Source organism: Ureibacillus sinduriensis BLB-1 = JCM 15800, assembly GCF_000772955.1.
Lineage (GTDB): Bacteria > Bacillota > Bacilli > Bacillales_A > Planococcaceae > Ureibacillus > Ureibacillus sinduriensis.
In genome coordinates this window covers 50,782-76,917 of the sequence record NZ_JPVO01000051.1, presented here as the reverse complement: position 1 = coordinate 76,917, position 26,136 = coordinate 50,782, and the positions used below count along the sequence as shown (strand labels likewise).

24 protein-coding genes and 2 other annotated features are annotated in these 26,136 nt (G+C 40.7%); all 24 genes read left to right on the top strand.

Annotated elements, in window-relative coordinates; translation table 11 throughout:
- Positions 1-65 precede the first annotated feature (65 nt).
- The 24 genes from radA to fusA all read left to right on the top strand — a co-directional run bounded on the left by radA (position 66) and on the right by fusA (position 26,131).
- Positions 66-1,442, top strand: coding sequence for a DNA repair protein RadA (gene radA / locus CD33_RS10990; RefSeq protein ID WP_036200793.1), 1,377 nt, complete (start codon positions 66-68; stop codon positions 1,440-1,442).
- 216 nt (positions 1,443-1,658) lie between these two features.
- Complete coding sequence (locus CD33_RS10985) at positions 1,659-2,750, top strand: PIN/TRAM domain-containing protein (protein ID WP_036200791.1); 1,092 nt, start codon at positions 1,659-1,661, stop codon at positions 2,748-2,750.
- Positions 2,751-2,831: 81 nt separating this feature from the next.
- Positions 2,832-3,515: a 2-C-methyl-D-erythritol 4-phosphate cytidylyltransferase gene (gene ispD / locus CD33_RS10980; RefSeq protein ID WP_036200789.1), complete on the top strand. Its 684-nt coding sequence runs from the start codon at positions 2,832-2,834 to the stop codon at positions 3,513-3,515.
- Between the two features lie 10 nt (positions 3,516-3,525).
- Positions 3,526-4,002 (top strand): 2-C-methyl-D-erythritol 2,4-cyclodiphosphate synthase, encoded by a 477-nt coding sequence (gene ispF / locus CD33_RS10975; RefSeq protein WP_036200788.1) that lies wholly within the window; start codon positions 3,526-3,528, stop codon positions 4,000-4,002.
- A gap of 346 nt (positions 4,003-4,348) precedes the next feature.
- Entirely contained in the window at positions 4,349-5,809 is a 1,461-nt protein-coding gene (gene gltX / locus CD33_RS10970) for a glutamate--tRNA ligase (RefSeq protein WP_036200785.1), read from the top strand.
- Positions 5,810-5,890: 81 nt separating this feature from the next.
- Positions 5,891-6,123 (top strand) — a binding site (T-box leader).
- A 106-nt stretch (positions 6,124-6,229) separates the two neighbouring features.
- The gene (cysS, locus tag CD33_RS10965; RefSeq protein ID WP_036200784.1) at positions 6,230-7,633 is read left to right on the top strand and encodes a cysteine--tRNA ligase; all 1,404 of its coding nucleotides are present in this window, start codon (positions 6,230-6,232) and stop codon (positions 7,631-7,633) included.
- Between the two features lies 1 nt (position 7,634).
- Positions 7,635-8,051, top strand: coding sequence for a Mini-ribonuclease 3 (locus CD33_RS10960; protein WP_036200783.1), 417 nt, complete (start codon positions 7,635-7,637; stop codon positions 8,049-8,051).
- Positions 8,051-8,803, top strand: a complete 753-nt coding sequence (gene rlmB / locus CD33_RS10955) for a 23S rRNA (guanosine(2251)-2'-O)-methyltransferase RlmB (protein WP_036200782.1) — start codon at positions 8,051-8,053, stop codon at positions 8,801-8,803. The genes CD33_RS10960 and rlmB overlap by 1 nt, the downstream gene beginning before the upstream one ends.
- 8 nt (positions 8,804-8,811) lie before the next feature.
- On the top strand, positions 8,812-9,324 hold the full coding sequence (locus tag CD33_RS10950; RefSeq protein WP_036200781.1) for an NYN domain-containing protein: 513 nt from the start codon (positions 8,812-8,814) through the stop codon (positions 9,322-9,324).
- A gap of 72 nt (positions 9,325-9,396) precedes the next feature.
- Positions 9,397-10,044: an RNA polymerase sporulation sigma factor SigH gene (gene sigH / locus CD33_RS10945; RefSeq protein ID WP_036200780.1), complete on the top strand. Its 648-nt coding sequence runs from the start codon at positions 9,397-9,399 to the stop codon at positions 10,042-10,044.
- A gap of 87 nt (positions 10,045-10,131) precedes the next feature.
- Positions 10,132-10,278: a 50S ribosomal protein L33 gene (gene rpmG, locus CD33_RS19870; RefSeq protein ID WP_084591326.1), complete on the top strand. Its 147-nt coding sequence runs from the start codon at positions 10,132-10,134 to the stop codon at positions 10,276-10,278.
- Positions 10,279-10,471: 193 nt separating this feature from the next.
- A complete protein-coding gene (secE, locus tag CD33_RS10940) occupies positions 10,472-10,657 on the top strand; it encodes a preprotein translocase subunit SecE (RefSeq protein ID WP_036200779.1) in 186 nt (61 codons plus the stop codon).
- A gap of 221 nt (positions 10,658-10,878) precedes the next feature.
- Positions 10,879-11,415, top strand: coding sequence for a transcription termination/antitermination protein NusG (nusG, locus tag CD33_RS10935; RefSeq protein WP_036200778.1), 537 nt, complete (start codon positions 10,879-10,881; stop codon positions 11,413-11,415).
- Positions 11,416-11,620: 205 nt separating this feature from the next.
- Entirely contained in the window at positions 11,621-12,046 is a 426-nt protein-coding gene (rplK, locus tag CD33_RS10930) for a 50S ribosomal protein L11 (protein ID WP_036200776.1), read from the top strand.
- 139 nt (positions 12,047-12,185) lie between these two features.
- Positions 12,186-12,884 carry a 50S ribosomal protein L1 gene (gene rplA / locus CD33_RS10925; protein WP_036200775.1) on the top strand — a complete coding sequence of 233 codons (699 nt, stop codon included), beginning with the start codon at positions 12,186-12,188 and terminating at the stop codon, positions 12,882-12,884.
- Between the two features lie 67 nt (positions 12,885-12,951).
- Positions 12,952-13,098, top strand: a sequence feature (ribosomal protein L10 leader region).
- Positions 13,099-13,130: 32 nt separating this feature from the next.
- Positions 13,131-13,631, top strand: coding sequence for a 50S ribosomal protein L10 (rplJ, locus tag CD33_RS10920; RefSeq protein ID WP_036200772.1), 501 nt, complete (start codon positions 13,131-13,133; stop codon positions 13,629-13,631).
- Positions 13,632-13,712: 81 nt separating this feature from the next.
- The gene (gene rplL, locus CD33_RS10915; protein ID WP_036200771.1) at positions 13,713-14,075 is read left to right on the top strand and encodes a 50S ribosomal protein L7/L12; all 363 of its coding nucleotides are present in this window, start codon (positions 13,713-13,715) and stop codon (positions 14,073-14,075) included.
- A gap of 87 nt (positions 14,076-14,162) precedes the next feature.
- The gene (locus CD33_RS10910) at positions 14,163-14,765 is read left to right on the top strand and encodes a class I SAM-dependent methyltransferase (protein WP_036200770.1); all 603 of its coding nucleotides are present in this window, start codon (positions 14,163-14,165) and stop codon (positions 14,763-14,765) included.
- Between the two features lie 284 nt (positions 14,766-15,049).
- A complete protein-coding gene (rpoB, locus tag CD33_RS10905; RefSeq protein WP_176400077.1) occupies positions 15,050-18,613 on the top strand; it encodes a DNA-directed RNA polymerase subunit beta in 3,564 nt (1,187 codons plus the stop codon).
- Between the two features lie 122 nt (positions 18,614-18,735).
- The gene (gene rpoC, locus CD33_RS10900) at positions 18,736-22,419 is read left to right on the top strand and encodes a DNA-directed RNA polymerase subunit beta' (protein ID WP_036200767.1); all 3,684 of its coding nucleotides are present in this window, start codon (positions 18,736-18,738) and stop codon (positions 22,417-22,419) included.
- A gap of 150 nt (positions 22,420-22,569) precedes the next feature.
- Positions 22,570-22,821, top strand: coding sequence for a ribosomal L7Ae/L30e/S12e/Gadd45 family protein (locus CD33_RS10895; protein ID WP_036200766.1), 252 nt, complete (start codon positions 22,570-22,572; stop codon positions 22,819-22,821).
- A gap of 98 nt (positions 22,822-22,919) precedes the next feature.
- Positions 22,920-23,339: a 30S ribosomal protein S12 gene (gene rpsL / locus CD33_RS10890; RefSeq protein ID WP_036200765.1), complete on the top strand. Its 420-nt coding sequence runs from the start codon at positions 22,920-22,922 to the stop codon at positions 23,337-23,339.
- 149 nt (positions 23,340-23,488) lie between these two features.
- Positions 23,489-23,959, top strand: coding sequence for a 30S ribosomal protein S7 (gene rpsG, locus CD33_RS10885; RefSeq protein WP_036200764.1), 471 nt, complete (start codon positions 23,489-23,491; stop codon positions 23,957-23,959).
- Positions 23,960-24,052: 93 nt separating this feature from the next.
- Positions 24,053-26,131, top strand: a complete 2,079-nt coding sequence (gene fusA, locus CD33_RS10880) for an elongation factor G (protein WP_036200763.1) — start codon at positions 24,053-24,055, stop codon at positions 26,129-26,131.
- The last annotated feature ends 5 nt before the right edge of the window (positions 26,132-26,136 follow it).

The following is a 26,136-nucleotide window of genomic DNA, read 5'->3' as shown; positions in this document are numbered from 1 at the left end:
ATATTAGGAGGATACAAAGTTGTCATGTACAATTAACTAAAGAATTATTTCAAAGGAGGGTCAAGATGGCGAAAAAAAAATCAAAGTTTTGTTGCAATTCATGTGGCTATGAATCTCCAAAATGGATGGGCCGCTGCCCTGGCTGCGGCGCGTGGAATAGTATGGTGGAGGAAGTGGAAGTCGTTACAAAGGGGCCACGTGGTGCTTTCCAGCATTCAAATACCACTTCCCAAAAGGCGATGCCGATTGTAAATATCGAAACTACGGATGAACCACGCATTCCAACTGAGATGGAGGAGCTGAATCGAGTTCTGGGAGGAGGGATCGTTCCGGGTTCACTCGTTTTGATAGGGGGAGATCCCGGCATCGGCAAATCAACTTTATTAATGCAAGTATCGGCTCTTTTATCAAATAAAGGTCAACGTGTTTTGTACATATCCGGTGAAGAATCAATGCGTCAAACAAAGCTTCGTGCATCCAGGTTGGGAGTGCAATCGCCAGAGCTCTATATATACTCCGAAACTAACCTGGAATTGATTAACCAAACAATCGAAGAAGTCGGGCCGAAGTTTGTTATTATCGACTCCATACAAACAATCCACCACCCGGAAGTGACTAGTGCGCCCGGCAGTGTTTCTCAAGTTCGCGAATGTACTGCAGAGCTGATGCGTATCGCTAAAACAAAAGGAATCGCCATATTCTTGGTCGGTCATGTGACAAAAGAAGGGCAAATCGCCGGACCTAGATTGTTGGAACATATGGTGGATACCGTTTTGTATTTTGAAGGGGAACGACATCATACGTACCGTATTTTACGAAGTGTAAAAAATCGTTTTGGGTCAACAAATGAAATTGCCATTTTTGAGATGGTTCAGGCGGGATTGAAGGAAGTATCCAATCCTTCGGAACTGTTTTTAGAGGAACGTTCCTACGATGCAGCAGGTTCGACCATTGTGGCTTCCATGGAAGGGACAAGACCGATACTGGTTGAAATCCAGTCGCTTGTGACGCCAACGAGCTTTAATTATCCGAAACGCATGTCTACGGGAGTGGATCAAAATCGTGTCCAGCTGTTGATGGCTGTCTTGGAAAAACGAATGGGACTGTTGCTGCAAGCCCAGGATGCCTACATTAAAGTGGCCGGTGGTGTAAAGCTTGATGAACCAGCTATTGATCTAGCTGTGCTAACCTCCATTGTCTCCAGTTTTAAAGATCAGGCGGTCAAATCGACGGATTGCTTTATTGGAGAGGTCGGTTTAACAGGGGAAGTACGCCGTGTCTCCAGGATTGAGCAACGAGTGCAGGAGGCGGCAAGACTGGGATTTAAACGTGCGTTTATTCCTGCTTCGAACCAAGGGGGCTGGGACTATCCGAGCGATATTCAAGTAGTTGGCATCGAATCTATAAATGAAGCTTTAAGAGCCTGTTTTAACGATTTATAGTGAGGGATATTGCCTAAACAATATGCAAAATACATGCCTATACAATCAATTTTGGTGTATGGGCATTTTTCCTTTTAATTTTGGGTAGAAATAGAACATATCTTATCATATACACCAAACAATTATTTTCCAATATTTTAAAAATAGTGAAGTGTTTTTAGCGAAAATAGCAGGTGAACTATGTATAATTGATAATAAGAAAAGGAGGTGGGACTTATGTTGAAAAGAGTAATACAAATTGCTTTCTTATTTATCGGAGGAGCGTTAGGTTTTGTTTTCTTACCGCCATTATACGAGTTTATTAATTTATCATCTAATCCCTGGCTTAACAATCCATATGTATCGGTAGCATTGGGTGCAATTTTGTTATTCGTTTTATCTTTTGCTTTATCGGATTATTTTGTAAAGCTGGTTGTTTGGATGGAAGGGATTTTATTTAAAATACCGGCTGCAGACCTTTTATTTGGGTCCCTTGGGTTAATTGTAGGGTTAACGGTTGCTTTCCTGATTGGTTTTGCGATTGAGAGAATCCAAATACCAGTCATCACGGAGTTTTTACCAATCATACTATCTATTTTACTAGGTTATTTAGGATTCCGTGTTGGGTTTACAAAACGTGAGGAACTCGGCCAAATATTTACGAAATCCAATCCAGGGCAAAAGAAGAAGTCGGTTGATTCTCTGATCCAAACAGAAGAAAAGCAAGTATTTAAATTGTTGGATACGAGCGTTATTATTGATGGGCGAATAGCCGACATCTCCTCGACGGGGTTTATTGAAGGAATTCTTATTGTTCCACAATTTGTTCTGACGGAATTGCAGCATATTGCCGATTCATCGGATACACTGAAACGCACCCGTGGTCGAAGAGGGTTGGATATGTTGAAAAAACTACAAGACGAGCGTGTCACGACTGTGCAAATATCGGAAGAAGATTTTGAGGATGTGCAGGAAGTAGATTTAAAGTTAGTGCGGCTTGCAAAGAAAATCGGTGCCCAAATTTTAACAAATGATTTTAATTTGAATAAGGTTTGTGATCTGCATCATGTTCAAGTACTAAATATCAATGATCTGGCGAATGCCGTGAAGCCTGTTGTCATCCCAGGAGAAGATATGCAGGTGGTTGTTATTAAGGATGGAAAAGAACAAAATCAAGGCGTTGCCTATTTGGATGACGGAACGATGATTGTTGTGGAAGGTGGAAGAAGCTATATCGGTCAAGCGATTACCGTGACGGTGACGAGTGTTCTGCAAACATCGGCGGGACGGATGATATTTGCCAGACCAAAAGATGAACAAGTAGCTTAAAGAGACGTAAAAACAACGGTACATGTCCGTTGCTAAAAATATCGATAAAACGCGGTTTTTAAAAGAGTGGGAAGTGAATTTGTGCAATATGAAGTAGTGCTCCCGGCAGCGGGAAGCGGAAAACGGATGGGTGCGGGGCAAAATAAATTATTTTTACAGCTTAATAATAAGCCGATTTTAATCCATACATTAGAAGTGTTTGAAAGCGATGATGCTTGTACGGGTATTTGGCTTGCTGTTAAGCCGGAAGAGCGTGCGTATATTCAAGCCTTGCTGGAACGCTATCGCATCACGAAAGTGAAAGGTCTTCCGAATGGCGGGAAAGAACGGCAGCATTCGGTCCATTCATGTATTAAAGCAATGCAGCAAGTAGAAATTGTGTTAGTGCATGATGCAGCGAGACCATTTATAACAAAGCCAATCATTGCGCGTTTGGTGGAGGTTGCCCAAGAAAAGGGAGCGGTTATCGCCGGCGTTAAAGCAAAGGACACAATGAAAAAAGTGCGGGATGGTATCATCATGGAAACAGTTGATCGGGAGAGCTTGTGGATGATTCAGACACCACAAGCCTTCCGTTTCGATTTATTGCGGCATGCAGAAGACGTGGCAGAAAAACAAGGCTTTTTGGGGACGGATGAGGCAATGCTTGTTGAACGCTTGGGACATCAAGTACACATTGTTGAAAGTACCTATGAAAATGTAAAAATGACAACAGCCGAAGATTTAATATTTGGTGAAGCGATATTAAAGCAACGCAACAACTAGGAGGAGTATTATGTTTCGAGTAGGACAAGGTTTTGATGTACACGCATTCGCAGAGGGGCGCCCATTAATAATTGGGGGGATTGAAATCCCTCATGATAAAGGGCTTTTAGGACATTCCGATGCAGATGTGTTGTTGCATACGGTAACAGATGCGGCATTGGGAGCGATTGGTGAGGGGGATATCGGTCATCATTTCCCGGATACAGATCCCGCATTTAAGGATGCCGATAGTGCAAAACTGCTGGAGTATATCTGGGAAATTGTCGAGGATAAGGGCTACAAGCTAGGCAATGTGGACTGCACGATTATGGCGCAGCGCCCCAAAATGGCCCCGTATATTGAACCGATGCGCAATCGAATTGCAGAGCTCCTGAAAGCTGACCCATCTCAAGTAAATGTAAAAGCAACGACAACCGAAAAATTGGGTTTCACGGGCCGTGAAGAAGGAATTGCCGCTATGGCAACGATTCTACTCATCAAGAAATAAATATTTTGCAAAAGAGAGTAATGAACGATACTTAAGAGTAGAATGAATCCGGAGTTAAAGGTATGCCATTATTGGTTTTAATGTGTGTCGAGGACGGTTAGGTCTCGACAACTTCGCTGTTGCCTTCAAGGAAAAAGAGCTCATTTTCGCCCAAACCTTGCTATAACACCTTTGTGCAAGTGATACAAAGCTATATGGTCGGGTTGGTCCGCTCACTTTTCCGGACAAACTTTTCATTCTCATCTTTGAGTGTTAAAATGTACAAAGTTAACTTGAGAATTGATGCAGTTTCCGTTTTCTCAATATATATAACAAACTTATTGAACTATAGTAGGAGGCAATTATTATGACGAAGGAAGTTCGCGTTCGTTATGCACCGAGTCCAACTGGTTTTTTACACATTGGTGGCGCACGTACGGCGTTATTTAACTACTTATATGCAAAACATCACAACGGTAAATTTATCGTTCGTATTGAGGATACAGATATCGAACGTAATGTAGAGGGCGGAGAAGCGTCTCAGCTCGATAACTTACGCTGGTTAGGAATTACACCTGATGAATCGATTGATATTGGTGGGCCATATGCACCTTATCGCCAAATGGAACGTTTAGATGTTTATACAAAACATGCCGAGGATTTATTGGAGCGTGGAATTGCTTATAAATGTTTCTGTACTTCAGAAGAATTGGAAGCTTCCCGTGAAGCACAAAGAGCAAAAGGTGTAGCAGCCCCTACTTATGATGGGAAATGCCGTCATTTAACAAAAGAAGAAGTCGCTGAAAAAGAAGCGCAGGGTATTCCTCATACGATCCGTATGCGTGTGCCTGAAAACACAACTTACCGTTTCACAGACTTAGTACGTGGTGAAGTTACTTTTGAATCAAAAGATATCGGTGACTGGGTACTTGTAAAAGCGAACGGAATACCAACGTATAATTACGCTGTTGTATTGGATGACCATTTCATGGATATTACACATGTATTCCGTGGGGAAGAGCATCTATCAAATACACCAAAACAGATGATGATTTTTGATGCCTTTGATTGGGAATACCCACAATATGGCCATATGACATTAATCGTGAACGAAGACCATAAGAAATTATCGAAGCGCGATGAATCTATCATCCAATTCGTTACACAATATAAAGAGCTTGGTTATTTGCCGGAAGCTATGTTTAACTTCTTCGCCCTTCTAGGCTGGTCTCCAGAAGGAGAGGAAGAAATCTTTGATAAAGAACAATTCATCGAAATTTTTGATGAAAAACGACTTTCTAAGTCACCATCCATGTTCGATAAAAATAAACTAACATGGATGAACAATCAATATATTAAAAAATTGCCTTTGGAAAAAGTTGTTGAATTAGCTTTGCCGCATCTACAGAAGGCGGGCTTGCTTCCCGAGGAATTAAATGAAGAGCAGAAAGTGTGGGCGACAGCTTTAATAAGCCTTTATCATAATCAAATGAGTTTTGGTGCAGAAATTGTTGAGCTATCAGGACAGTTCTTTACTGAAGAAATCCAATATGATGAAGCGGCTGAAGAAGTGTTGGCTGGTGAACAAATTCCGGAAGTGATGGCTTCATTCAAAGGGCAGCTTGAGGCGCTTGATAGCTTTGATGCACCTTCCATTAAAGCCGCAATCAAAGCAGTACAAAAAGAGACTGGGCATAAAGGGAAAAACTTGTTCATGCCAATCCGTGTAGTAACAACGGGTCAAACGCATGGACCGGAATTAGCGGATGCCATCGCTTTAATCGGGAAAGAAAAAGCGATTGCCCGTATTGAGAAATACGTAAAGTAACAATTCCAATCAATTGACTTTTAGTGAACCTATTGTAAAATGAAATTACTTTAATTCGTAGTTATTTGAAATCGAAACTAGAAAAAAGCGTTGATAAGGAGAAGTACATAAAACATGCTTCAAAAGAGAGGGTCATCACCGGCTGAAAGTGACCTAGGCCGCTGTTTTATGGAAATGCACCTTAGAGCACTTAGCTGAAAATTTAGTAGGCGAGTCGATTCGTCCCCGTTATCGGACTTTCGAGTGGAAAGCATTTAGGTAAGGTTGCTAATGCTTTCAATCAGAGTGGAACCACGATCAAGATCGTCTCTGTCTTTTCATGCGAAAAGATAGGGGCGTTTTTTATTTGGAAGAAATCAAACTTTCATAGTGATCAGATTAATGATTCTAAAGGCTAAATTAGAAGAGGGAGAGAGTGAAATGACGATTCAAATTTTTAATACCTTAACGAGACAAAAAGAACCATTTATTCCCCTTGAAGAAGGAAAAGTGAAAATGTATGTATGCGGTCCGACTGTATATAACTTTATCCATATCGGGAATGCCCGTCCTGTCATTGTATATGACACGGTTCGCCGCTACTTCGAGTACAAGGGTTTTGATGTGAAATACGTTTCCAACTTTACAGACGTGGATGACAAAATCATCAAAGCGGCGAATGAATTGGGGGAGGATGTTTTCGAGTTAACGGAACGCTTTATCAATGCCTACTTTGAAGATATTACGGCTCTAGGCTGCAAAAAAGCAGATGTACATCCCCGTGTAACAAATCATATGCAGGATATTATTGACTTTATCGGAGTCTTGATTGAGAAGGGATTTGCTTACGAATCACAGGGAGATGTCTATTACCGTACACGAAAGTTTGACGGGTACGGAAAGCTATCCCACCAACCGATCGATGATTTAAAAGTAGGTGCCCGAATAGAAGCGGGTGAGAAGAAAGAGGATCCTTTGGATTTCGCCCTTTGGAAAGCCGCAAAGCCTGGTGAAATTAAATGGGAAAGTCCCTTTGGCGAGGGTCGTCCTGGATGGCATATTGAATGTTCAGTTATGGCCCGTGAACATTTGGGGGATACAATCGATATACATGCTGGAGGCCAAGACTTAACGTTCCCTCACCACGAAAACGAAATTGCTCAATCTGAAGCCTACACGGGAAAAGAATTTGCGCGTTACTGGATGCACAATGGGTATATTAATATAGACAATGAGAAGATGTCGAAATCTCTAGGGAACTTTGTATTAGTAAACGATATCCGTCAGCAGATTAACCCGCAGGTACTTAGGTTCTTTATGTTATCTGTTCATTATCGACACCCTATCAACTTTGCACAGGATTTAGTCGAGTCTGCCCAAGCAGGACTGGAAAGACTTCGTACTGCTTACTCTAATATACAATACCGATTAACTGCTTCAGCGAATCTTTCTAATAACGGTGAAGTATATTTGGATACAATCGATGATGTAAAAAAACAATTTGAAATTGCAATGGATGATGACTTCAATACGGCAAATGCTATTTCTGCGCTGTTTGAATTAGCAAGGATAGCGAATACTTACCTAAATGAAGCAAATACAGAGGAACGTGTGCTGAAAATGTTCATCGAAACATTCGATGCATTTGGCGAAGTCCTGGGCATAAAGTTCTTAGAGGAAGATGAACTGCTGGATGAGGAAATTGAAGCATTAATCGAAGAACGTAATATGGCACGAAAAAACCGTGATTTTGCCCGTTCAGATGAAATTCGCGACCAACTTTTGAAGATGGATATCGTTCTAGAAGATACACGTCAAGGTACACGCTGGAAACGGGGATTGTAATATGACACAACTTCGTGTGGAAGATGTAAAACAATTGAATGCACTTGCATTAGCCTATATGGGAGATGCTGTTCTCGAACAAAAAGTTCGGGAGCATCTCCTCATGAATGGACGAGCGAAGCCGAATCGACTCCATAAAGAGGCGACAAGTTATGTGTCGGCCAAAGCACAATCGATGATTATTCATCGATTGATGGACGAGAACTACTTAACAGAAGAAGAAATGGCAGTCTTTAAAAGAGGGCGCAATGCAAAATCAGGTTCGGTTCCTAAAAACACCGATGTGCAGACATATCGGAATAGTTCAGGGTTTGAAGCGATTTTAGGCAGCCTGTATTTAACAAAGCAATATGAACGAGTCTATGAAATAATCGAGTATGCAATAAAAATAGTTGAGCAATCAAAGGGGGCTTCGTAATGACTGAACATAATAATGAAATGATTGCTGGAAAAAACCCGGTACTTGAGGCACTGCGTTCTGGAAGGGAAATTAATAAGCTTTGGATTGCCGAAGGTGTAAAAAAAGCAGGTATTAACGAGTTGTTGGATTTCGCCCGTGAACGTGGGGTGCTCGTGCAGTTTGTCCCTAAAAAAAAGGTGGATCAATTGTCGAGTGAAAACCATCAAGGGATTGTCGCTTCTGTTGCTGCGTATAAGTATGCAGAATTAGCCGACCTGTTTGGGGCGGCGAAAGCAAAAAATGAGGATCCATTTTTCCTAATACTTGATGAGCTTGAAGATCCGCACAATCTGGGTTCCATTATGCGTACTGCAGACGCAATCGGTGTTCATGGCATCATTATCCCGAAAAGACGCGCAGTAGGGCTTACCGCGGTTGTAGCGAAGGCCTCTACGGGAGCAATTGAACATGTACCCGTTGTTCGGGTGACGAACCTGGCGCAAACGGTCGATGAATTAAAGGAGAATGGTGTGTGGATTGCCGGGACTGATGCTAAAGGATCTGCTGATTATCGGAAGATGGATGCAACCTTGCCGTTAGCGGTTATTATCGGCAGTGAAGGTCGTGGAATGAGTCGATTGTTAAAAGATAAATGCGACTTTTTATATCACTTGCCAATGATCGGTCATGTGAATTCCTTAAATGCTTCAGTAGCTGCCGCCCTTTTGATGTATGAAGTATACCGCAAGCGCCAAGAAAAGAATGGATAAGTTGTATCATGCAAACAATTTTAATTGTCGATGGCTACAATATGATTGGGGCATGGAAGGAATTGCGCCCTCTTCGTGATACAAATTTTGAGGAAGCGCGCAATCGCTTGCTTGAACTCATGGCTGAATATAAAGCGTCGCTTGGGGGACGGGTGATTGTCGTGTTTGATGCCCACCTAGTTCCCGGAGCGCAGCAAACCTACGTGCAAAGTGCGGTGGAAATCATCTATACTAGAAAGAACGAAACCGCAGATGAACGGATAGAAAAACTTACAAATGAGTTAAAGGGCCGTAAAATACAAATCTATGTAGCTACTTCCGATCTGACAGAGCAAAATGTCATTTTCGGAAATGGCGCCCTTCGTAAGTCGGCGAGGGAACTGGAAATCGAAATGGAAATTATTAAGTCGAATATTACGCAAAAAGTAAAATCAACACTTGAGGAAAAACCGAAATCTAGGATTCAATTATCGAAAGAAGTAGAGTTGGCTTTTGAAAAATGGAGAAGAGGTTTGAAATAACTAGGTTGACCTATATTTTCCAATTCCGTTATACTATTCCTAACACTATACGAACGTTCTGGGGTGATGCCGATGCTAAAAGAGAGTCAAACACAAGTGCTGCAACGATTTGAAGACCTTTCAGATGAACAACTTATTGAAGAAGTACATCACGGGAATACAGAGGCGTTAGATTACTTAATTACGAAATATCGACTGTTTGTCAAAGCGAAGGCGCGCTCCTATTTTTTGATTGGAGCAGATAAGGAAGATATCATTCAAGAAGGAATGATAGGTTTATATAAATCAATAAGAGACTTTAAAGGGGACAAGCTTTCCTCTTTCAGGGCGTTTGCGGAGCTGTGTATCACGCGCCAAATTATTACGGCCATTAAAACAGCGACGCGCCAAAAGCATATACCGTTAAATTCCTATGTTTCTCTCGATAAACCAATCTATGATGAGGAGTCTGATAGAACGTTGATGGATGTCATCATCAGTTCGGAGTCGGAGGACCCGGTCCATTTAATGATCAATCGGGAAGAGTATTCCCATCTTGAAGAAAAAATAGGCGAAATCCTTAGTGAGCTTGAGCAACAAGTTTTAGCATTATATTTAGATGGACAATCCTATAATGAGATTTCGGAAGAGTTAAATCGCCATGTCAAATCAATTGATAATGCACTCCAACGTGTAAAGCGCAAACTGGAGCGTCACCTGGAAATAGGTGAGCAAAGCTAGAGCGAAACTTTGCCCTTATTGACAGCAATAGGTTTAGGTGTTAGTCTTTAAAAGACAAAATGCAAAAAAATAGGTGAATTTTCAAAAATGCAAAAAAAAATTGGTTTATGTTGCGAAAAATGTGGTTCCAGAAACTATTCAGTTCCTGAAAGAGCAAGTGCAAGTGAGCGACTCGAATTGAAAAAGTTTTGTTCGCATTGCAATGAACATACAGTGCATAAGCAAACTCGATAATTATACTTCCCATGAATACGAATCGATCTACTCTATACGTATTCAAACTGCAAATTCAAGTTGAACGCGGATGTTGCGAAGTTTATCGAATGATATTCATAAATTTTCGGCGAACCAATACGCCAATGCGCATTTGATTTAGTAAATTAGATTGAAACATAGAATAGATGATTTGTTCGGAGGTTAAGCTAGAATGGGCAAGATTAAACAGTTTCTATCAGACGTAATGTCTGAAATGAGAAAGACAAGCTGGCCAAAAAGTAAAGAGCTTACAAAATATACGGTTGTCGTTGTTTCAACAGTAATTGTGATGGCTTTCTTTTTTGTGTTAGTTGACTTAGGTGTTTCAGAACTATTCCGCTGGTATATCGATCTTTAAAATGAATTGTTAATATTTTGAAAATGGCCCGTCTTTAAATGTTAACGGGTTTTTTTCATTTGTTTCAGGTTTTGATTAAATTAAAAATACGATTTACCGCCAAAAAGATAGGTGATGTATTTTATACTAATATTCGGCTAAAATTCCTTAGTATTCGTATAAAACCTCGCTAGGCGTATGTGATGAGTGAAGGAGGGACGGACATATAGTCCGGCAACAATATGGAAAAAAGATGGTATGTAGTGCATACTTATTCAGGCTATGAAAATCGTGTGAAAGCAAATCTTGAAAAACGTGTTGAAACAATGGGGATGCAAGATAACATTTTTCGTGTAGTTGTCCCAGAACACGAAGAGACGGATTTGAAAGATGGCAAAAAGCGTACAGTCATGCGCAAAGTTTTCCCTGGTTATGTAATGGTGGAAATGATTCTGACTGATGAGTCTTGGTATGTAGTGCGTAATACACCGGGTGTTACAGGATTTATTGGTTCTTCAGGCGGCGGGGCAAAACCCACACCACTATTGCCCGAAGAAGTGGATCGTTTATTGCGCCAGATGGGTATTACGAAAAAAACCGTTGGCGAACTGGATATAACAGTTGGGGAATTTGTGGAAGTATTAGAAGGGCCGTTTGCTCACTTCCAAGGTAAAGTGGAAGAAATTGATGTGGACAAAGGCAAAGTTAAAGTTAGTGTCGATATGTTCGGTCGCGAAACGAAGATGGAACTTGACTTTGAACAAATTCAGAAATTATAATGCTACAACACGCAAGTAATTTTCAGTAAGATAATACTTGCTTATATAAATTAAAAGTGTTATCATTTCATAGGTCAGACTGTCCTAGGATAGTTTGTCTATGAAAATTAATCTTTTAATGTTATCGGCAATTAGCTGACAGACAGATATTTGAGTGGGAGGGGCAACCCAATTACCACATCACGGACTTAAGGAGGTGTGTCTCGTGGCTAAAAAAGTTATTAAAATTGTAAAACTTCAAATCCCTGCTGGTAAAGCTAATCCAGCTCCACCGGTTGGTCCTGCATTAGGTCAAGCAGGTGTGAATATCATGGGATTCTGTAAGGAGTTCAATGCTCGTACTGCTGATCAAGCTGGTTTAATTATCCCAGTTGAAATCACTGTTTTCGAAGATCGTTCTTTCACTTTCATTACAAAAACTCCACCTGCAGCAGTGTTACTTAAAGTAGCAGCAGGTATCCAATCTGGATCAGGTGAACCAAACCGTAATAAAGTTGCAACGGTTAAACGTGATAAAGTGCGTGAAATCGCTGAACAAAAAATGCCAGACCTAAACGCTGCTTCAGTTGAATCAGCTATGGCGATGGTTGAAGGTACAGCACGCAGCATGGGTATTGTTATCGAAGACTAATTCGTTGGAAATACCTTGTTTACTTGATGATTAGAAGGCTTTTGTTTTTTGGAGGTTGCGGTAAGTTCTTTGGGAACAAGCGCAACCTCTATTCGTGGGAGGAATATCCGCTATAACCACAATCAAGGAGGAAATTATAATGGCAAAAAAAGGTAAAAGACTGCAAGATGCAGCTAAATTAGTTGACCGTTCAACTTTATATACTGCTGAAGAAGCGATTGCTTTAGCAAAACAAACAAGCACAGTAAAATTCGACGCAACAGTTGAAGTTGCTTTCAGACTTGGAATTGATACTCGTAAAAACGACCAACAAATCCGTGGTGCAGTAGTGCTTCCAAACGGTACTGGTAAAACTCAACGTGTATTAGTATTCGCTAAAGGCGAAAAACTTAAAGAAGCTGAAGCTGCTGGCGCTGACTATGTAGGCGATGCAGAATACATCAGCAAAATCCAACAAGGTTGGTTCGACTTTGATGTAATCGTTGCAACTCCTGACATGATGGGTGAAGTTGGTAAACTTGGTCGTGTATTAGGACCTAAAGGTTTAATGCCAAACCCTAAAACTGGTACAGTTACTTTCGACGTAACTAAAGCGATCAACGAAATTAAAGCTGGTAAAGTAGAATACCGTGCTGACAAAGCTGGTATCATCCACGCTCCTATCGGTAAAGTTTCATTCGAAACTGAAAAATTAGTTGAAAACTTCTTGGCTGTATTTGACGTAGTTCAAAAAGCAAAACCTGCAGCAGCTAAAGGTACTTACATGAAATCTGTAAATGTTACTTCTACAATGGGACCATCAGTGAAAATTGATTCTTCTAGCGTAGTTGTAAAATAATAATATAAAGTAATTTATTATAAATAATGTTGACAACGATTATCTTTCTTGATAAGATGAATGACGTTGTGAATATCCATTTGTACCGTAGACAGTAGGGGTGCCTAGCACTTAAATCTCCCTACCGAGGACACAGAAATCGGATTCTTTTAAGATGATGAATTTTCCGCCTCTAGTCTACTTAAGTATGGCTAGAGGCTTTCTTTTGTCGGTATAAATGACCCATTCTAATAGGAGGTGTCAATCATGAGCACTGTAATCGAAACAAAAAAAGCAGTTGTACAAGAAATCGCTGATAAATTCCAAGCTGCAGCTTCAGTAGTTGTAGTGGATTACCGTGGTTTAACTGTTGGTCAAGTTACAGAACTTCGTAAACAACTTCGCGAAGCTGGTGTTGAGTTCAAAGTATACAAAAACACTTTAACTCGTCGTGCATCTGAAATCGCTGGTGTTGAAGGAATTAACGAATTCTTAACTGGTCCAAACGCTGTAGCGTTCTCTAACGAAGACGTGGTAGCTCCAGCGAAAATCATCAATGATTTCGCTAAAAAGAACGAAGCTCTTGAAATTAAAGCAGGTATCATTGAAGGTAACGTATCTTCGGCTGATGATGTGAAAGCTCTTGCTGAACTTCCATCACGCGAAGGTTTACTATCTATGCTTTTATCTGTACTTCAAGCTCCAATGCGCAATTTCGCGCTTGCAACAAAAGCTGTTGCAGAACAAAAAGAAGAGCAAGGCGCTTAATAGTTGCCTAAACTTCAAAGTAACAACATTAAGGCAAATTGCCTAACAAAACTACAAACATCCATATAGGAGGAAAATATAATGAACAAAGATCAAATCTTAGAAGCTATCAAAGCTATGACAGTTCTTGAATTAAACGATTTAGTAAAAGCAATCGAAGAAGAATTCGGTGTAACAGCTGCTGCTCCTGTAGCAGTAGTAGGTGGCGCTGGTGCAGCTGCTGCTGAAGAAAAAACTGAGTTTGACGTAGTACTAGCATCTGCTGGTGACCAAAAAATCAAAGTAATCAAAGTGGTTCGTGAAATCACTGGTCTTGGCTTAAAAGAAGCTAAAGAAGTAGTAGATAACGCTCCTAAAGCATTAAAAGAAGGCGTATCTAAAGAAGAAGCAGAAGAAATGAAAGCTAAACTTGAAGAAGTTGGCGCTTCAATCGAAGTTAAGTAATTTCTGACTACCTTATTTTCAATAAATAAAGAAAGCTCGTCTTTTTGACGAGCTTTCTTCATTTTTCTTTGAGGAGGGCACGTTAAGATGTCTGAACACTATTATTCAAATAAGCCTCAAACTGAAAGTAAACCACGCCAATGGAAATTTACGTTGCTCGGAAATTCGTTTTTGTTTGAAACGGATTCAGGAGTATTTAGTAAAAGCGAAGTAGATTTTGGATCCCGTGTCTTGATTGAAACTTTTAGACTGCCAGAACTGGAAGGTGCAATCCTGGATGTTGGTTGCGGCTATGGCCCGATTGGGTTGTCAATCGCTAAACAATATAAGGACCGCCTCATCTGTATGATGGATATCAATGAAAGGGCAGTTGCGTTATCAAAGAAAAATGCGCAAACTAACGGAGTTCAAAATGTACGAATTTTTGAAAGTGATGGTCTTGCTTCCGTTGAAGAAGGATTACAAGTTGCCGCAATTTTAACAAATCCACCAATTCGTGCAGGTAAGGAAACTGTTTTTAAATTTTATGACGGTGCTTATGAAAAGTTATCTACGGGTGGAGAATTGTGGATTGTCATTCAGAAGAAACAAGGTGCGCCATCTACGATGAATTACTTGGATGAAAAATTTGCAGAAGTTGAAGTAGTCGAGAAGAAGAAGGGTTATTGGATTATACGAGCGAAAAAATAGTTTTATTTTCATTGCCGCAACAATTGTAGGTGGAAATAAAAGTTCGGAGAGTATAAAATATTGACTTGACAAAATGGCTATGATAACATAATAAAATGCAAAATTATTATTTTGTGGGAGTTTGCCCTTTTGTATGCAATGCATTTTATGTGGGTATACTTACCACGAATAAGTTTAGTTTAACCGAAAATGATTCTTGAGAAAAGACTCGTTTTCTTTTTGTCTTTCGAAATCATACACCATTTAGATGGTTTTGCAAAGACCTATTATCGCTTTAATGAGGGGTGAATGAGTTGACAGGTCAACTAGTTCAGTACGGACAACACCGCCAGCGTAGAAGCTTTGCGCGTATTAAAGAGGTGCTGGAGCTTCCGAATTTAATTGAGATTCAGACAGCATCTTACGAGTGGTTCCTTGAAGAAGGGTTGCGTGAGATGTTCCGCGACATTTCTCCAATCGAAGATTTTACAGGTAATCTTTCACTTGAATTCATCGATTATAGTTTAGGTGAACCTAAATATGATGTCGATGAATGTAAAGAACGCGACGTAACTTATGCAGCTCCATTGCGCGTAAAAGTGCGTCTCCACAACAAAGAAACAGATGAAGTGAAAGAGCAAGATGTTTTCATGGGGGATTTCCCATTAATGACCGAAACAGGCACGTTTGTAATTAACGGTGCCGAACGCGTAATTGTATCACAATTAGTTCGTTCTCCAAGCGTTTACTTCCATGATAAAACTGATAAGAACGGTAAAAAAGGCTTTGGTGCTACTGTAATTCCAAACCGTGGTGCATGGTTAGAGTATGAAACAGATGCGAAGGACGTAGTTTATGTACGAATTGATCGTACACGTAAATTACCTGTCACAGTATTATTGCGTGCATTAGGATTCGGTTCAGACCAAGAAATCATTGATATCCTTGGCGATAACGAGTACCTAAGAAATACGCTTGAAAAAGATAATACTGATAGCACTGAAAAAGCGCTTTTAGAAATCTACGAGCGTCTTCGTCCAGGTGAACCACCAACGGTTGAAAGTGCAAAAAGCTTATTATATTCACGTTTCTTCGATGCTAAACGCTATGATTTAGCAAACGTTGGACGCTATAAAATGAATAAAAAGCTTCACATTAAAAATCGTTTATTCAACCAAACGATTGCTGAAACTCTTGTGGATCCAGAAACAGGAGAGATCTTAGTCGAAGCGGGTACAACATTGGACCGCCGAAATTTGGATCGCATTATTCCATATTTGGAAAATGGCATCGGCTTCCGTACATTGTCGCAAGTCGGCGGTGTGTTAGAAGAAGATGTAACAATCCAATCGATTAAAATCTACGCGCCCAATGATGAAGCGCAAAAAGAAATCAACATTATTTCTAACGCCTATATTGACGAAGAAGTGAAGAATATTACGCCTGCGGATGTAATAGCTTCAATGTCTTATTTCTTCAACTTATTGTATGGCGTAGGAAATACGGATGATATCGACCATTTAGGTAACCGTCGCTTACGTTCTGTAGGTGAGCTGTTACAAAATCAATTCCGTATCGGGTTATCCCGTATGGAGCGTGTTGTACGTGAACGTATGTCTATCAATGACACGGCGTCAATCGTACCTCAACAATTAATCAACATCCGTCCTGTAATTGCATCAATTAAAGAGTTCTTTGGTAGCTCACAATTATCGCAATTCATGGACCAAACCAATCCATTGGCAGAGTTAACGCACAAACGTCGTCTTTCTGCTTTAGGGCCTGGTGGTTTAACTCGTGAACGTGCTGGTATGGAAGTACGTGACGTCCACTACTCCCACTATGGCCGTATGTGTCCGATCGAGACACCGGAGGGTCCGAACATTGGGTTAATTAACTCACTGTCATCATATGCAAAGGTCAATAAATTCGGTTTCATCGAAACACCGTACCGTCGTGTGGATCCTGAAACAGGCAAAGTAACAGAGCATATTGATTACTTAACAGCTGATGAAGAGGATAACTATATCGTTGGGCAAGCAAACTCACCATTAAATCCTGATGGATCCTTTGTTAACGAAGAAGTTTTAGGACGTTTCCGAGGGGATAACACGGTATTCAAAAGAGATCGTGTTGACTATATGGACGTATCGCCGAAACAAGTAGTTTCAGCTGCGACAGCTTGTATCCCGTTCTTGGAAAATGATGACTCAAACCGTGCCTTGATGGGTGCGAACATGCAACGTCAAGCGGTTCCTTTATTAAACCCGGAAGCTCCTTTCGTTGGTACTGGTATGGAACACGTAGACGCTCGTGACTCAGGTGCTGCTGTGGTCAACAAATTCCACGGAATCGTTGAACATGTAGAAGCTCGTTCAATTCACGTTCGTCGTATTGAAGAGATTGATGGCAAGGAAGTTAAAGGTGAATTAACGAAATATAAACTTCAAAAATTCACTCGTTCCAACCACGGTACTTCAATTAACCAACGCCCAATCGTTAAAGTCGGCGATCGCGTTAAACCAAAAGATATCCTCGCTGATGGTCCTTCAATGGAACTGGGTGAGCTGGCACTTGGTCGTAACGTTTTAGTTGCTTTCATGACTTGGGAAGGTTTCAACTATGAAGATGCTGTAATCATGAACGAACGTCTTGTAAAAGATGATGTATACACATCTGTTCATATTGAAGAATATGAATCAGAATCCCGTGATACAAAACTAGGGCCTGAAGAAATCACGCGTGATATTCCAAACGTAGGTGAAGATGCTCTTCGCAACTTGGATGACCGTGGAATTATCCGCATCGGTGCGGAAGTTCGTGATGGTGATATTCTTGTAGGTAAAGTAACTCCTAAAGGGGTAACAGAGTTAACTGCTGAAGAGCGCTTATTACACGCTATCTTCGGTGAAAAAGCTCGTGAAGTTCGTGATACATCTCTACGTGTACCTCATGGTGCAGGCGGAATTGTACTAGATGTTAAAGTCTTCAACCGTGAAGATGGCGATGAGCTGCCACCGGGCGTTAACCAATTGGTACGTGCTTACATTGTTCAAAAACGTAAAATCCGCGTTGGGGACAAAATGGCCGGACGTCATGGTAACAAAGGGGTAATCTCACGTATTCTTCCTGAAGAAGATATGCCGTTCATGCCGGATGGAACACCAGTTGATATCATGTTGAATCCACTTGGGGTACCTTCTCGTATGAACATCGGACAAGTATTGGAGCTTCATTTAGGTATGGCTGCTCGCTACTTGGGTCTTCATATGGCTACACCGGTATTTGATGGAGCTAATGAAGAAGATGTTTGGGAAACGATGGAAGAAGCTGGTATGAACCGTGATGGTAAAACCATTCTTTATGATGGCCGCTCAGGTGAACCATTAGACAACCGTGTATCTGTTGGAATCATGTATATGATTAAATTAGCCCACATGGTTGATGATAAACTTCACGCCCGTTCTACAGGTCCTTACTCACTTGTTACACAACAACCACTTGGTGGTAAAGCACAGTTTGGTGGACAACGTTTTGGTGAGATGGAGGTATGGGCACTTGAAGCATACGGTGCTGCATATACTCTTCAAGAAATCTTAACAATCAAATCAGACGATGTTGTTGGACGCGTAAAAACTTATGAAGCAATCGTTAAAGGTGAAAGTGTTCCGGAACCAGGCGTTCCAGAGTCTTTCAAAGTTTTAATCAAAGAGCTTCAATCACTAGGTTTGGATGTAAAAATGTTAACAATCAATGACGAAGAAGTTGAACTTCGCGATTTAGATGACGAAGATGAGCTTCAACCAACTGATGCACTAAATATTTTACCTGCTAGTGAAAAAGAAGATGCTGTAGAGTCTGTAGAGTAGTCTCATGCATCGGGCAGGAGGAAGTACATTCTGCCTGCCCGATTTTTAGCTATAAATAAATGAATTAATTGTTGAGCTTCGAAAAGTCGTTAGAGGACTTATACTAAAGGGAGGTAGGCTCCTTGATAGACGTTAATGAATTTGAATATATGAAAATTGGTTTAGCTTCACCCGATAAGATTCGTTCTTGGTCTTATGGAGAAGTAAAAAAACCTGAAACAATTAACTATCGTACGTTAAAACCAGAGAAAGATGGTCTGTTCTGCGAACGCATTTTCGGACCTACTAAAGACTGGGAATGCCACTGTGGCAAATACAAACGTGTCCGCTATAAAGGTGTCGTTTGTGACCGCTGTGGTGTTGAAGTAACTCGCGCAAAAGTTCGCCGTGAACGTATGGGCCATATTGAACTTGCAGCGCCTGTTTCACATATTTGGTATTTCAAAGGTATTCCAAGCCGTATGGGACTTATTCTTGATATGTCACCTCGTGCATTGGAAGAAGTAATCTACTTCGCTTCATATGTCGTAATCGAAGCTGGTGATACTAGTTTAGATAAAAAGCAACTTTTATCCGAAAAAGAGTATCGCGCATACCGTGAAAAATTCGGTGCAACTTTCGAAGCGGCAATGGGTGCGGAAGCTATTAAAAAACTTCTGGAACAAATCGATCTAGAAGATGAAACAAATACTTTAAAAGAAGAGTTGAAGTCTGCTCAAGGTCAACGCCGTACTCGTGCGATTAAACGTCTTGAAGTAATCGAGTCGTTCCGTAATTCTGGCAATAAACCAGAGTGGATGGTCCTGGATGTACTTCCTGTTATTCCACCGGAGCTTCGTCCTATGGTGCAATTGGACGGTGGTCGTTTTGCTACTTCAGACTTGAACGATTTATATCGCCGTGTAATTAACCGCAACAACCGTTTAAAACGTCTTCTTGACCTTGGTGCTCCTAGCATCATCGTACAAAACGAAAAACGTATGTTACAAGAAGCGGTGGATGCACTGATCGATAACGGCCGTCGTGGTCGTCCTGTAACAGGACCTGGTAATCGTCCGCTTAAATCCCTTTCACATATGCTAAAAGGGAAACAAGGACGTTTCCGTCAAAACTTGCTTGGTAAACGTGTAGACTATTCAGGTCGTTCAGTTATCGTAGTAGGTCCAAACTTGAAAATGTACCAATGTGGTCTTCCAAAAGAGATGGCAATTGAACTATTCAAGCCTTTCGTAATGAAAGAGCTTGTTGAACGTGGCCTTGCCCATAACATCAAGAGTGCAAAACGTAAAATCGAACGTATGCACAATGAGGTCTGGGATGTATTGGAAGATGTTATTCGTGAGCATCCAGTGTTGCTTAACCGTGCACCAACGCTTCACAGACTTGGTATCCAAGCGTTCGAACCTACATTGGTAGAAGGTCGTGCAATTCGTCTTCACCCATTAGTATGTACAGCATACAACGCTGACTTCGATGGTGACCAAATGGCGGTTCACGTTCCGTTATCAGCTGAAGCTCAAGCAGAAGCGCGCTTACTTATGTTAGCTGCTCAAAACATCTTGAACCCGAAAGACGGTAAACCAGTTGTTACTCCATCTCAAGATATGGTGTTAGGAAACTATTACTTAACTCTTGAGCGTGAAGGAGCACGTGGTGAAGGTTCCGTTTTCTATGGTCCGGATGAAGTGCTAATCGCATACCAAACGGGGAATGTGCATTTGCACACACGTATTGCACTTAAAGCAAGTTCATTAAACAACCCGACTTTTACTGAAGAACAAAATAAACAGTTCTTATTAACGACAGTTGGTAAGGTGATTTTCAATGAAATTCTTCCTGAATCTTTCCCTTACATTAATGAACCTACTGATGTGAACTTAGAGCAAAAAACACCAGAACAATACTTTGCATCTTTAACGATTGATGAGGAAACATTACAGCACCTACAAGCTACCGAAGGATACAATGAACTTTCGGAAGGTGAAAAAGTTGAGGCAGAACGTCGTGCGGTATTAGTGAAACATTTTGCTTCTGTTAAAACAATCAGCCCATTCCGCAAGAAATTCTTGGGTAATATCATTGCGGAAGTATTTAAACGATTCCATATTACAGAAACGTCTAAAATGCTTGACCGAATGAAAGACCTAGGATTTAAATATTCAACTAAAGCCGGTATTACCGTTGCGATTTCAGATATCGTGGTATTACCTGAAAAAGTTGAAATTCTGGAAGAAGCACAGAAAAAAGTTGACAAAGTAATGGTTCAATTCCGCCGTGGTTTAATAACGGAAGAAGAACGTTATGACCGTGTCATTTCGAGCTGGTCAGCAGCAAAAGATGAAATTCAATCCAAACTGATGGACTCTCTACCGGATACTAACCCGATCTTCATGATGAGTGACTCTGGTGCCCGTGGTAACGCATCTAACTTTACCCAGCTTGCTGGTATGCGTGGATTAATGGCCAACCCGGCCGGTCGTATTATCGAACTTCCGATCAAATCTTCATTCCGTGAAGGTTTAACCGTATTGGAATACTTCATCTCCACTCATGGTGCTCGTAAAGGTCTTGCAGATACAGCGTTAAAAACTGCCGATTCAGGTTACTTAACACGTCGACTAGTTGACGTTGCACAAGATGTTATCGTACGTGAAGATGACTGTGGAACTGACCGTGGTTTAACTATCGGTGCCTTAATGGAAGGCACGGAAGTTATTGAAACATTGGATGAACGTATCATCGGACGCCATACGAAGAAAACAATATTCCACCCAGAAACTGGCGCTGTCATTTTAGATCGTGACGAGTTGATCACTCAAGATATTGCTCGTGTTATTGAAGATGCGGGTATCACTGAAGTGACGATTCGCTCGGCATTCACATGTAATACAAAACATGGCGTATGTAAAAAATGTTATGGTATTAACCTGGCGACAGGGGAAGAGGTTGAAGTTGGGGAAGCGGTTGGTATCATCGCTGCTCAATCAATCGGTGAGCCTGGTACGCAATTAACAATGCGTACATTCCATACTGGTGGGGTAGCTGGAAACGATATTACACAAGGTCTTCCACGTATCCAGGAGATTTTTGAATCACGTAACCCTAAAGGGCAAGCGGTAATCTCCGAAATTACAGGTAAAGTATCTGAAATTGAAGAAATTCGTGAAGGCTTAAAAGAAATTACAATCCAAGGTGAAATTGAAACTCGTAAGTACCAAGCGCCATATAATGCCCGCTTAAAAGTACAGTTAGACGATGTGATTAAACCTGGTCAAATTCTGACAGAAGGTTCTATTGATCCAAAACAATTGCTAAAAGTTAAGGATGTAGCCACTGTTCAAGAATACTTGCTAAAAGAAGTGCAAAAAGTATACCGTATGCAAGGGGTAGAAATTGGGGATAAGCATATCGAAGTAATGGTTCGCCAAATGCTTCGTAAAGTGCGTGTAATTGAAGCGGGCGATACAGATCTATTACCTGGCTCATTATTGGATATCCACCAATTCGCCGAGGCAAACAGAGATGTAATTCTAAGTGGTAAAGTACCGGCAACTTGTCGTCCTGTTATCCTTGGTATTACGAAAGCTTCTCTTGAAACGGAATCATTCTTATCTGCCGCGTCATTCCAGGAAACAACTCGTGTGTTAACGGATGCTGCAATTAAAGGTAAGCGTGATGAACTACTAGGTCTGAAGGAGAACGTAATTATCGGTAAACTTGTTCCGGCTGGTACTGGTATGCAGCGTTACCGTCAAATTCGTATTGAAGAATCCGAAGAGCTAGAAGAACTTACTTCAGCAGAATAATTATTCATTTTTATGAATGATAGATAAAATTCCTTGGGAGATTACTTAGCTCCCAAGAGAATTTTAATAAAAATATTTGACAGTTTAAATTGATAATGTTAATATACTTAAGGTTGATAGTTAACTGTCTGTACTTTGGAGGATATGAAAATGTCTTATGAAAGAGTGAAACAGGCTAGTCAAACAATCATAGGTACAAAGCAAGCAGTGAAAGCAATCCGGGCTGGTCAAGTTACAGAACTCTTTGTCGCACTCGATGCAGACAATTGGGTAACCGATCCAGTGGTTATTCTTGCAAAAGAAGTCGGCGTACCAGTGAGTCTCGTTGAGTCGAAAAAAGAACTTGGCAAAGCTTGTGGTATTCACGTTGGAGCTGCGGTTGTTGCAATCGCTGCAAGTTAGTTTTTGTGTATAGAACACAAAGACTTTGTTTTTACCCTAAAAATGAACCACCTGGATGTGTGGTATTAAAAAGGAATAAATGAAGGGAGGAAAAACCGATGCCTACAATTAACCAATTGGTACGTAAGCCTCGTAAATCCAAAACTACGAAATCAAATTCACCAGCGTTAAATAAGGGATATAACAGCTTTAAAAAATCTTTAACAGATGTTAATTCTCCACAAAAACGTGGTGTTTGTACTCGTGTTGGTACTATGACACCTAAAAAACCAAACTCAGCGTTACGTAAATATGCGCGTGTACGCTTAACTAACCAAATTGAAGTTACAGCTTACATTCCTGGTGAAGGCCATAACTTACAAGAACACAGCGTAGTATTAATCCGCGGTGGTCGTGTAAAAGATTTACCAGGGGTACGTTACCATATCGTACGTGGTGCTCTTGATACTGCCGGTGTAAACGGTCGTATGCAATCACGTTCTCTATACGGTACAAAACGTCCAAAAGAGAAAAAATAATTTAGTTTCCCAATAACGTATAACCATTCTGTAGTTTGTATGAGAATCTGAATTCATATGAAACGTGCGCACGGTTCAAAATCTCAGTATTAAATACAAATGGCAACTTGATTATATAAATGAGATAATTATCGAAAGGAGGAAAACACATGCCTCGTAAAGGTCCTGTTTCCAAACGTGACGTGTTACCAGATCCAATTTACAATTCAAAACTAGTAACTCGTTTAATCAATAAAATGATGATTGATGGTAAAAGAGGTACTTCTGAAAAGATTTTATACGGTGCGTTCGAATTAGTTAAAGAACGTTCTGGTAACGATCCAATCGAAGTATTCGAAGCTGCTTTAAACAACATTATGCCAGTTCTTGAAGTACGTGCTCGCCGTGTTGGTGGTTCTAACTACCAAGTACCAGTAGAAGTACGTCCAGAACGCCGTGTTACTTTAGGTCTTCGTTATTTAGTTAACTACTCTCGTCTTCGTGGTGAGAAAACTATGGAAGAGCGTTTAGCTAACGAAATCCTTGATGCATCTAACAACACAGGTGCTTCAGTTAAGAAACGTGAAGATATGCACAAAATGGCAGAAGCAAACAAAGCATTCGCACACTATCGTTGGTAGTAGTTTAAACTACGTGCTAGCTGCTTGCTAGTACGTAGATTTAAATATATATTCAAACAATAGTAACACCCAATATGGAAGGAGAAATTTCCTATGAAACGCGAATTCTCACTTGAGAATACACGTAATATTGGGATCATGGCTCACATTGATGCTGGTAAAACAACAACAACTGAGCGTATCCTTTATTACACTGGTAAGATTCATAAAATCGGTGAAACTCACGAAGGTGCTTCTCAAATGGACTGGATGGAGCAAGAGCAAGAACGTGGTATTACAATCACTTCTGCTGCGACAACAGCTGCATGGAATGGTCACCGCGTTAACATTATCGATACACCAGGACACGTAGACTTCACTGTAGAAGTTGAACGTTCTTTACGTGTACTTGATGGTGCAGTTACAGTACTTGATGCTCAATCAGGTGTTGAGCCACAAACTGAAACTGTATGGCGTCAAGCGACAACTTATGGAGTTCCTCGTATCGTATTCGTTAACAAAATGGATAAAATCGGTGCAGACTTCCTTTACTCTGTAGGCACTCTTCATGACCGTCTACAAGCCAACGCTCACCCAATTCAACTACCAATCGGTGCTGAAGATGAATTCGAAGCAATTATCGATTTAGTTGAAATGAAAGCAATCTTCTATGGTAACGACCTTGGTACTGACATCCAAGTACGTGAAATCCCAGAAGAACACAAAGCACAAGCTGAAGAATACCGTGAAAAATTAGTAGAAGCTGTTGCAGAACTTGATGAAGATTTAATGGAGAAATACTTCGCTGGTGAAGAAATCACTCTTGAAGAGCTTAAAGCTGGTATCCGTAAAGCTACATTATCTGTACAATTCTACCCAGTTATTTGTGGTACAGCATTCAAAAACAAAGGTGTTCAATTAATGCTTGATGCTGTAATTGACTATCTACCAGCTCCAACTGACGTAGAAGCAATCAAAGGTATCGATCCTGACACTGGTGATGAAATGGTACGTCATTCTAACGATGAAGAGCCATTTGCAGCATTAGCGTTCAAAGTTATGACGGACCCTTATGTTGGTAAATTAACATTCTTCCGTGTGTACTCTGGTGTCTTAGAATCAGGTTCATACGTACAAAACTCTACAAAAGGTAAACGTGAACGTGTAGGTCGTATCCTGCAAATGCACGCTAACTCTCGTGAAGAAATTTCAAAAGTATTCTCTGGAGATATCGCTGCAGCTGTAGGTCTAAAAGATACTACTACTGGTGACACTCTTTGTGACGAGAAAAATCTTGTTATCTTAGAGTCTATGGAATTCCCTGAGCCAGTTATCTCTTTATCTGTAGAACCAAAATCTAAAGCTGACCAAGATAAAATGGGACAAGCTTTACAAAAACTTCAAGAAGAAGATCCAACTTTCCGTGCACATACAGACCAAGAAACTGGTCAAACAATCATCTCTGGTATGGGTGAGCTTCACCTTGATATCTTGGTTGACCGTATGAAACGTGAGTTCAAAGTAGAAGCTAACGTGGGTGCTCCACAAGTTTCTTACCGTGAAACTTTCCGTGGTTCAGCTCAAGTACAAGGTAAATTCACACGCCAATCTGGTGGTCGTGGGCAATACGGAGACGTTTGGATTGAATTCTCTCCAAATGAAGAAGGTAAAGGTTTTGAATTTGAAAACGCAGTAGTTGGTGGGGTTGTACCACGTGAATACATTCCAGCTGTTGAAGCGGGTCTTCGTGACTCTCTAGACCGCGGTGTTATCGCAGGATACCCATTAATCGACATTAAAGCAAAATTATACGATGGTTCTTACCATGATGTCGATTCAAACGAAATGGCCTTCAAAATCGCCGCTTCTATGGCTCTTAAAGCTGCAGCTTCAAAATGTAACCCAGTTCTATTAGAACCAGTTATGAAAGTAGAAGTTGTAATTCCAGAAGAATATCTTGGTGATATCATGGGTAACATCACTTCTCGTCGTGGACGTGTAGAAGGTATGGAAGCTCGCGGTAATGCTCAAGTTGTTCGTGCGATGGTTCCACTTGCTGAAATGTTTGGATATGCAACAACTTTACGTTCTGCAACGCAAGGGCGTGGTGTATTCTCAATGGTATTTGATCACTATGAAGAAGTACCAAAATCTATTTCAGAAGAGATCGTCAAAAAAAATAAAGGTGAATAATTGAA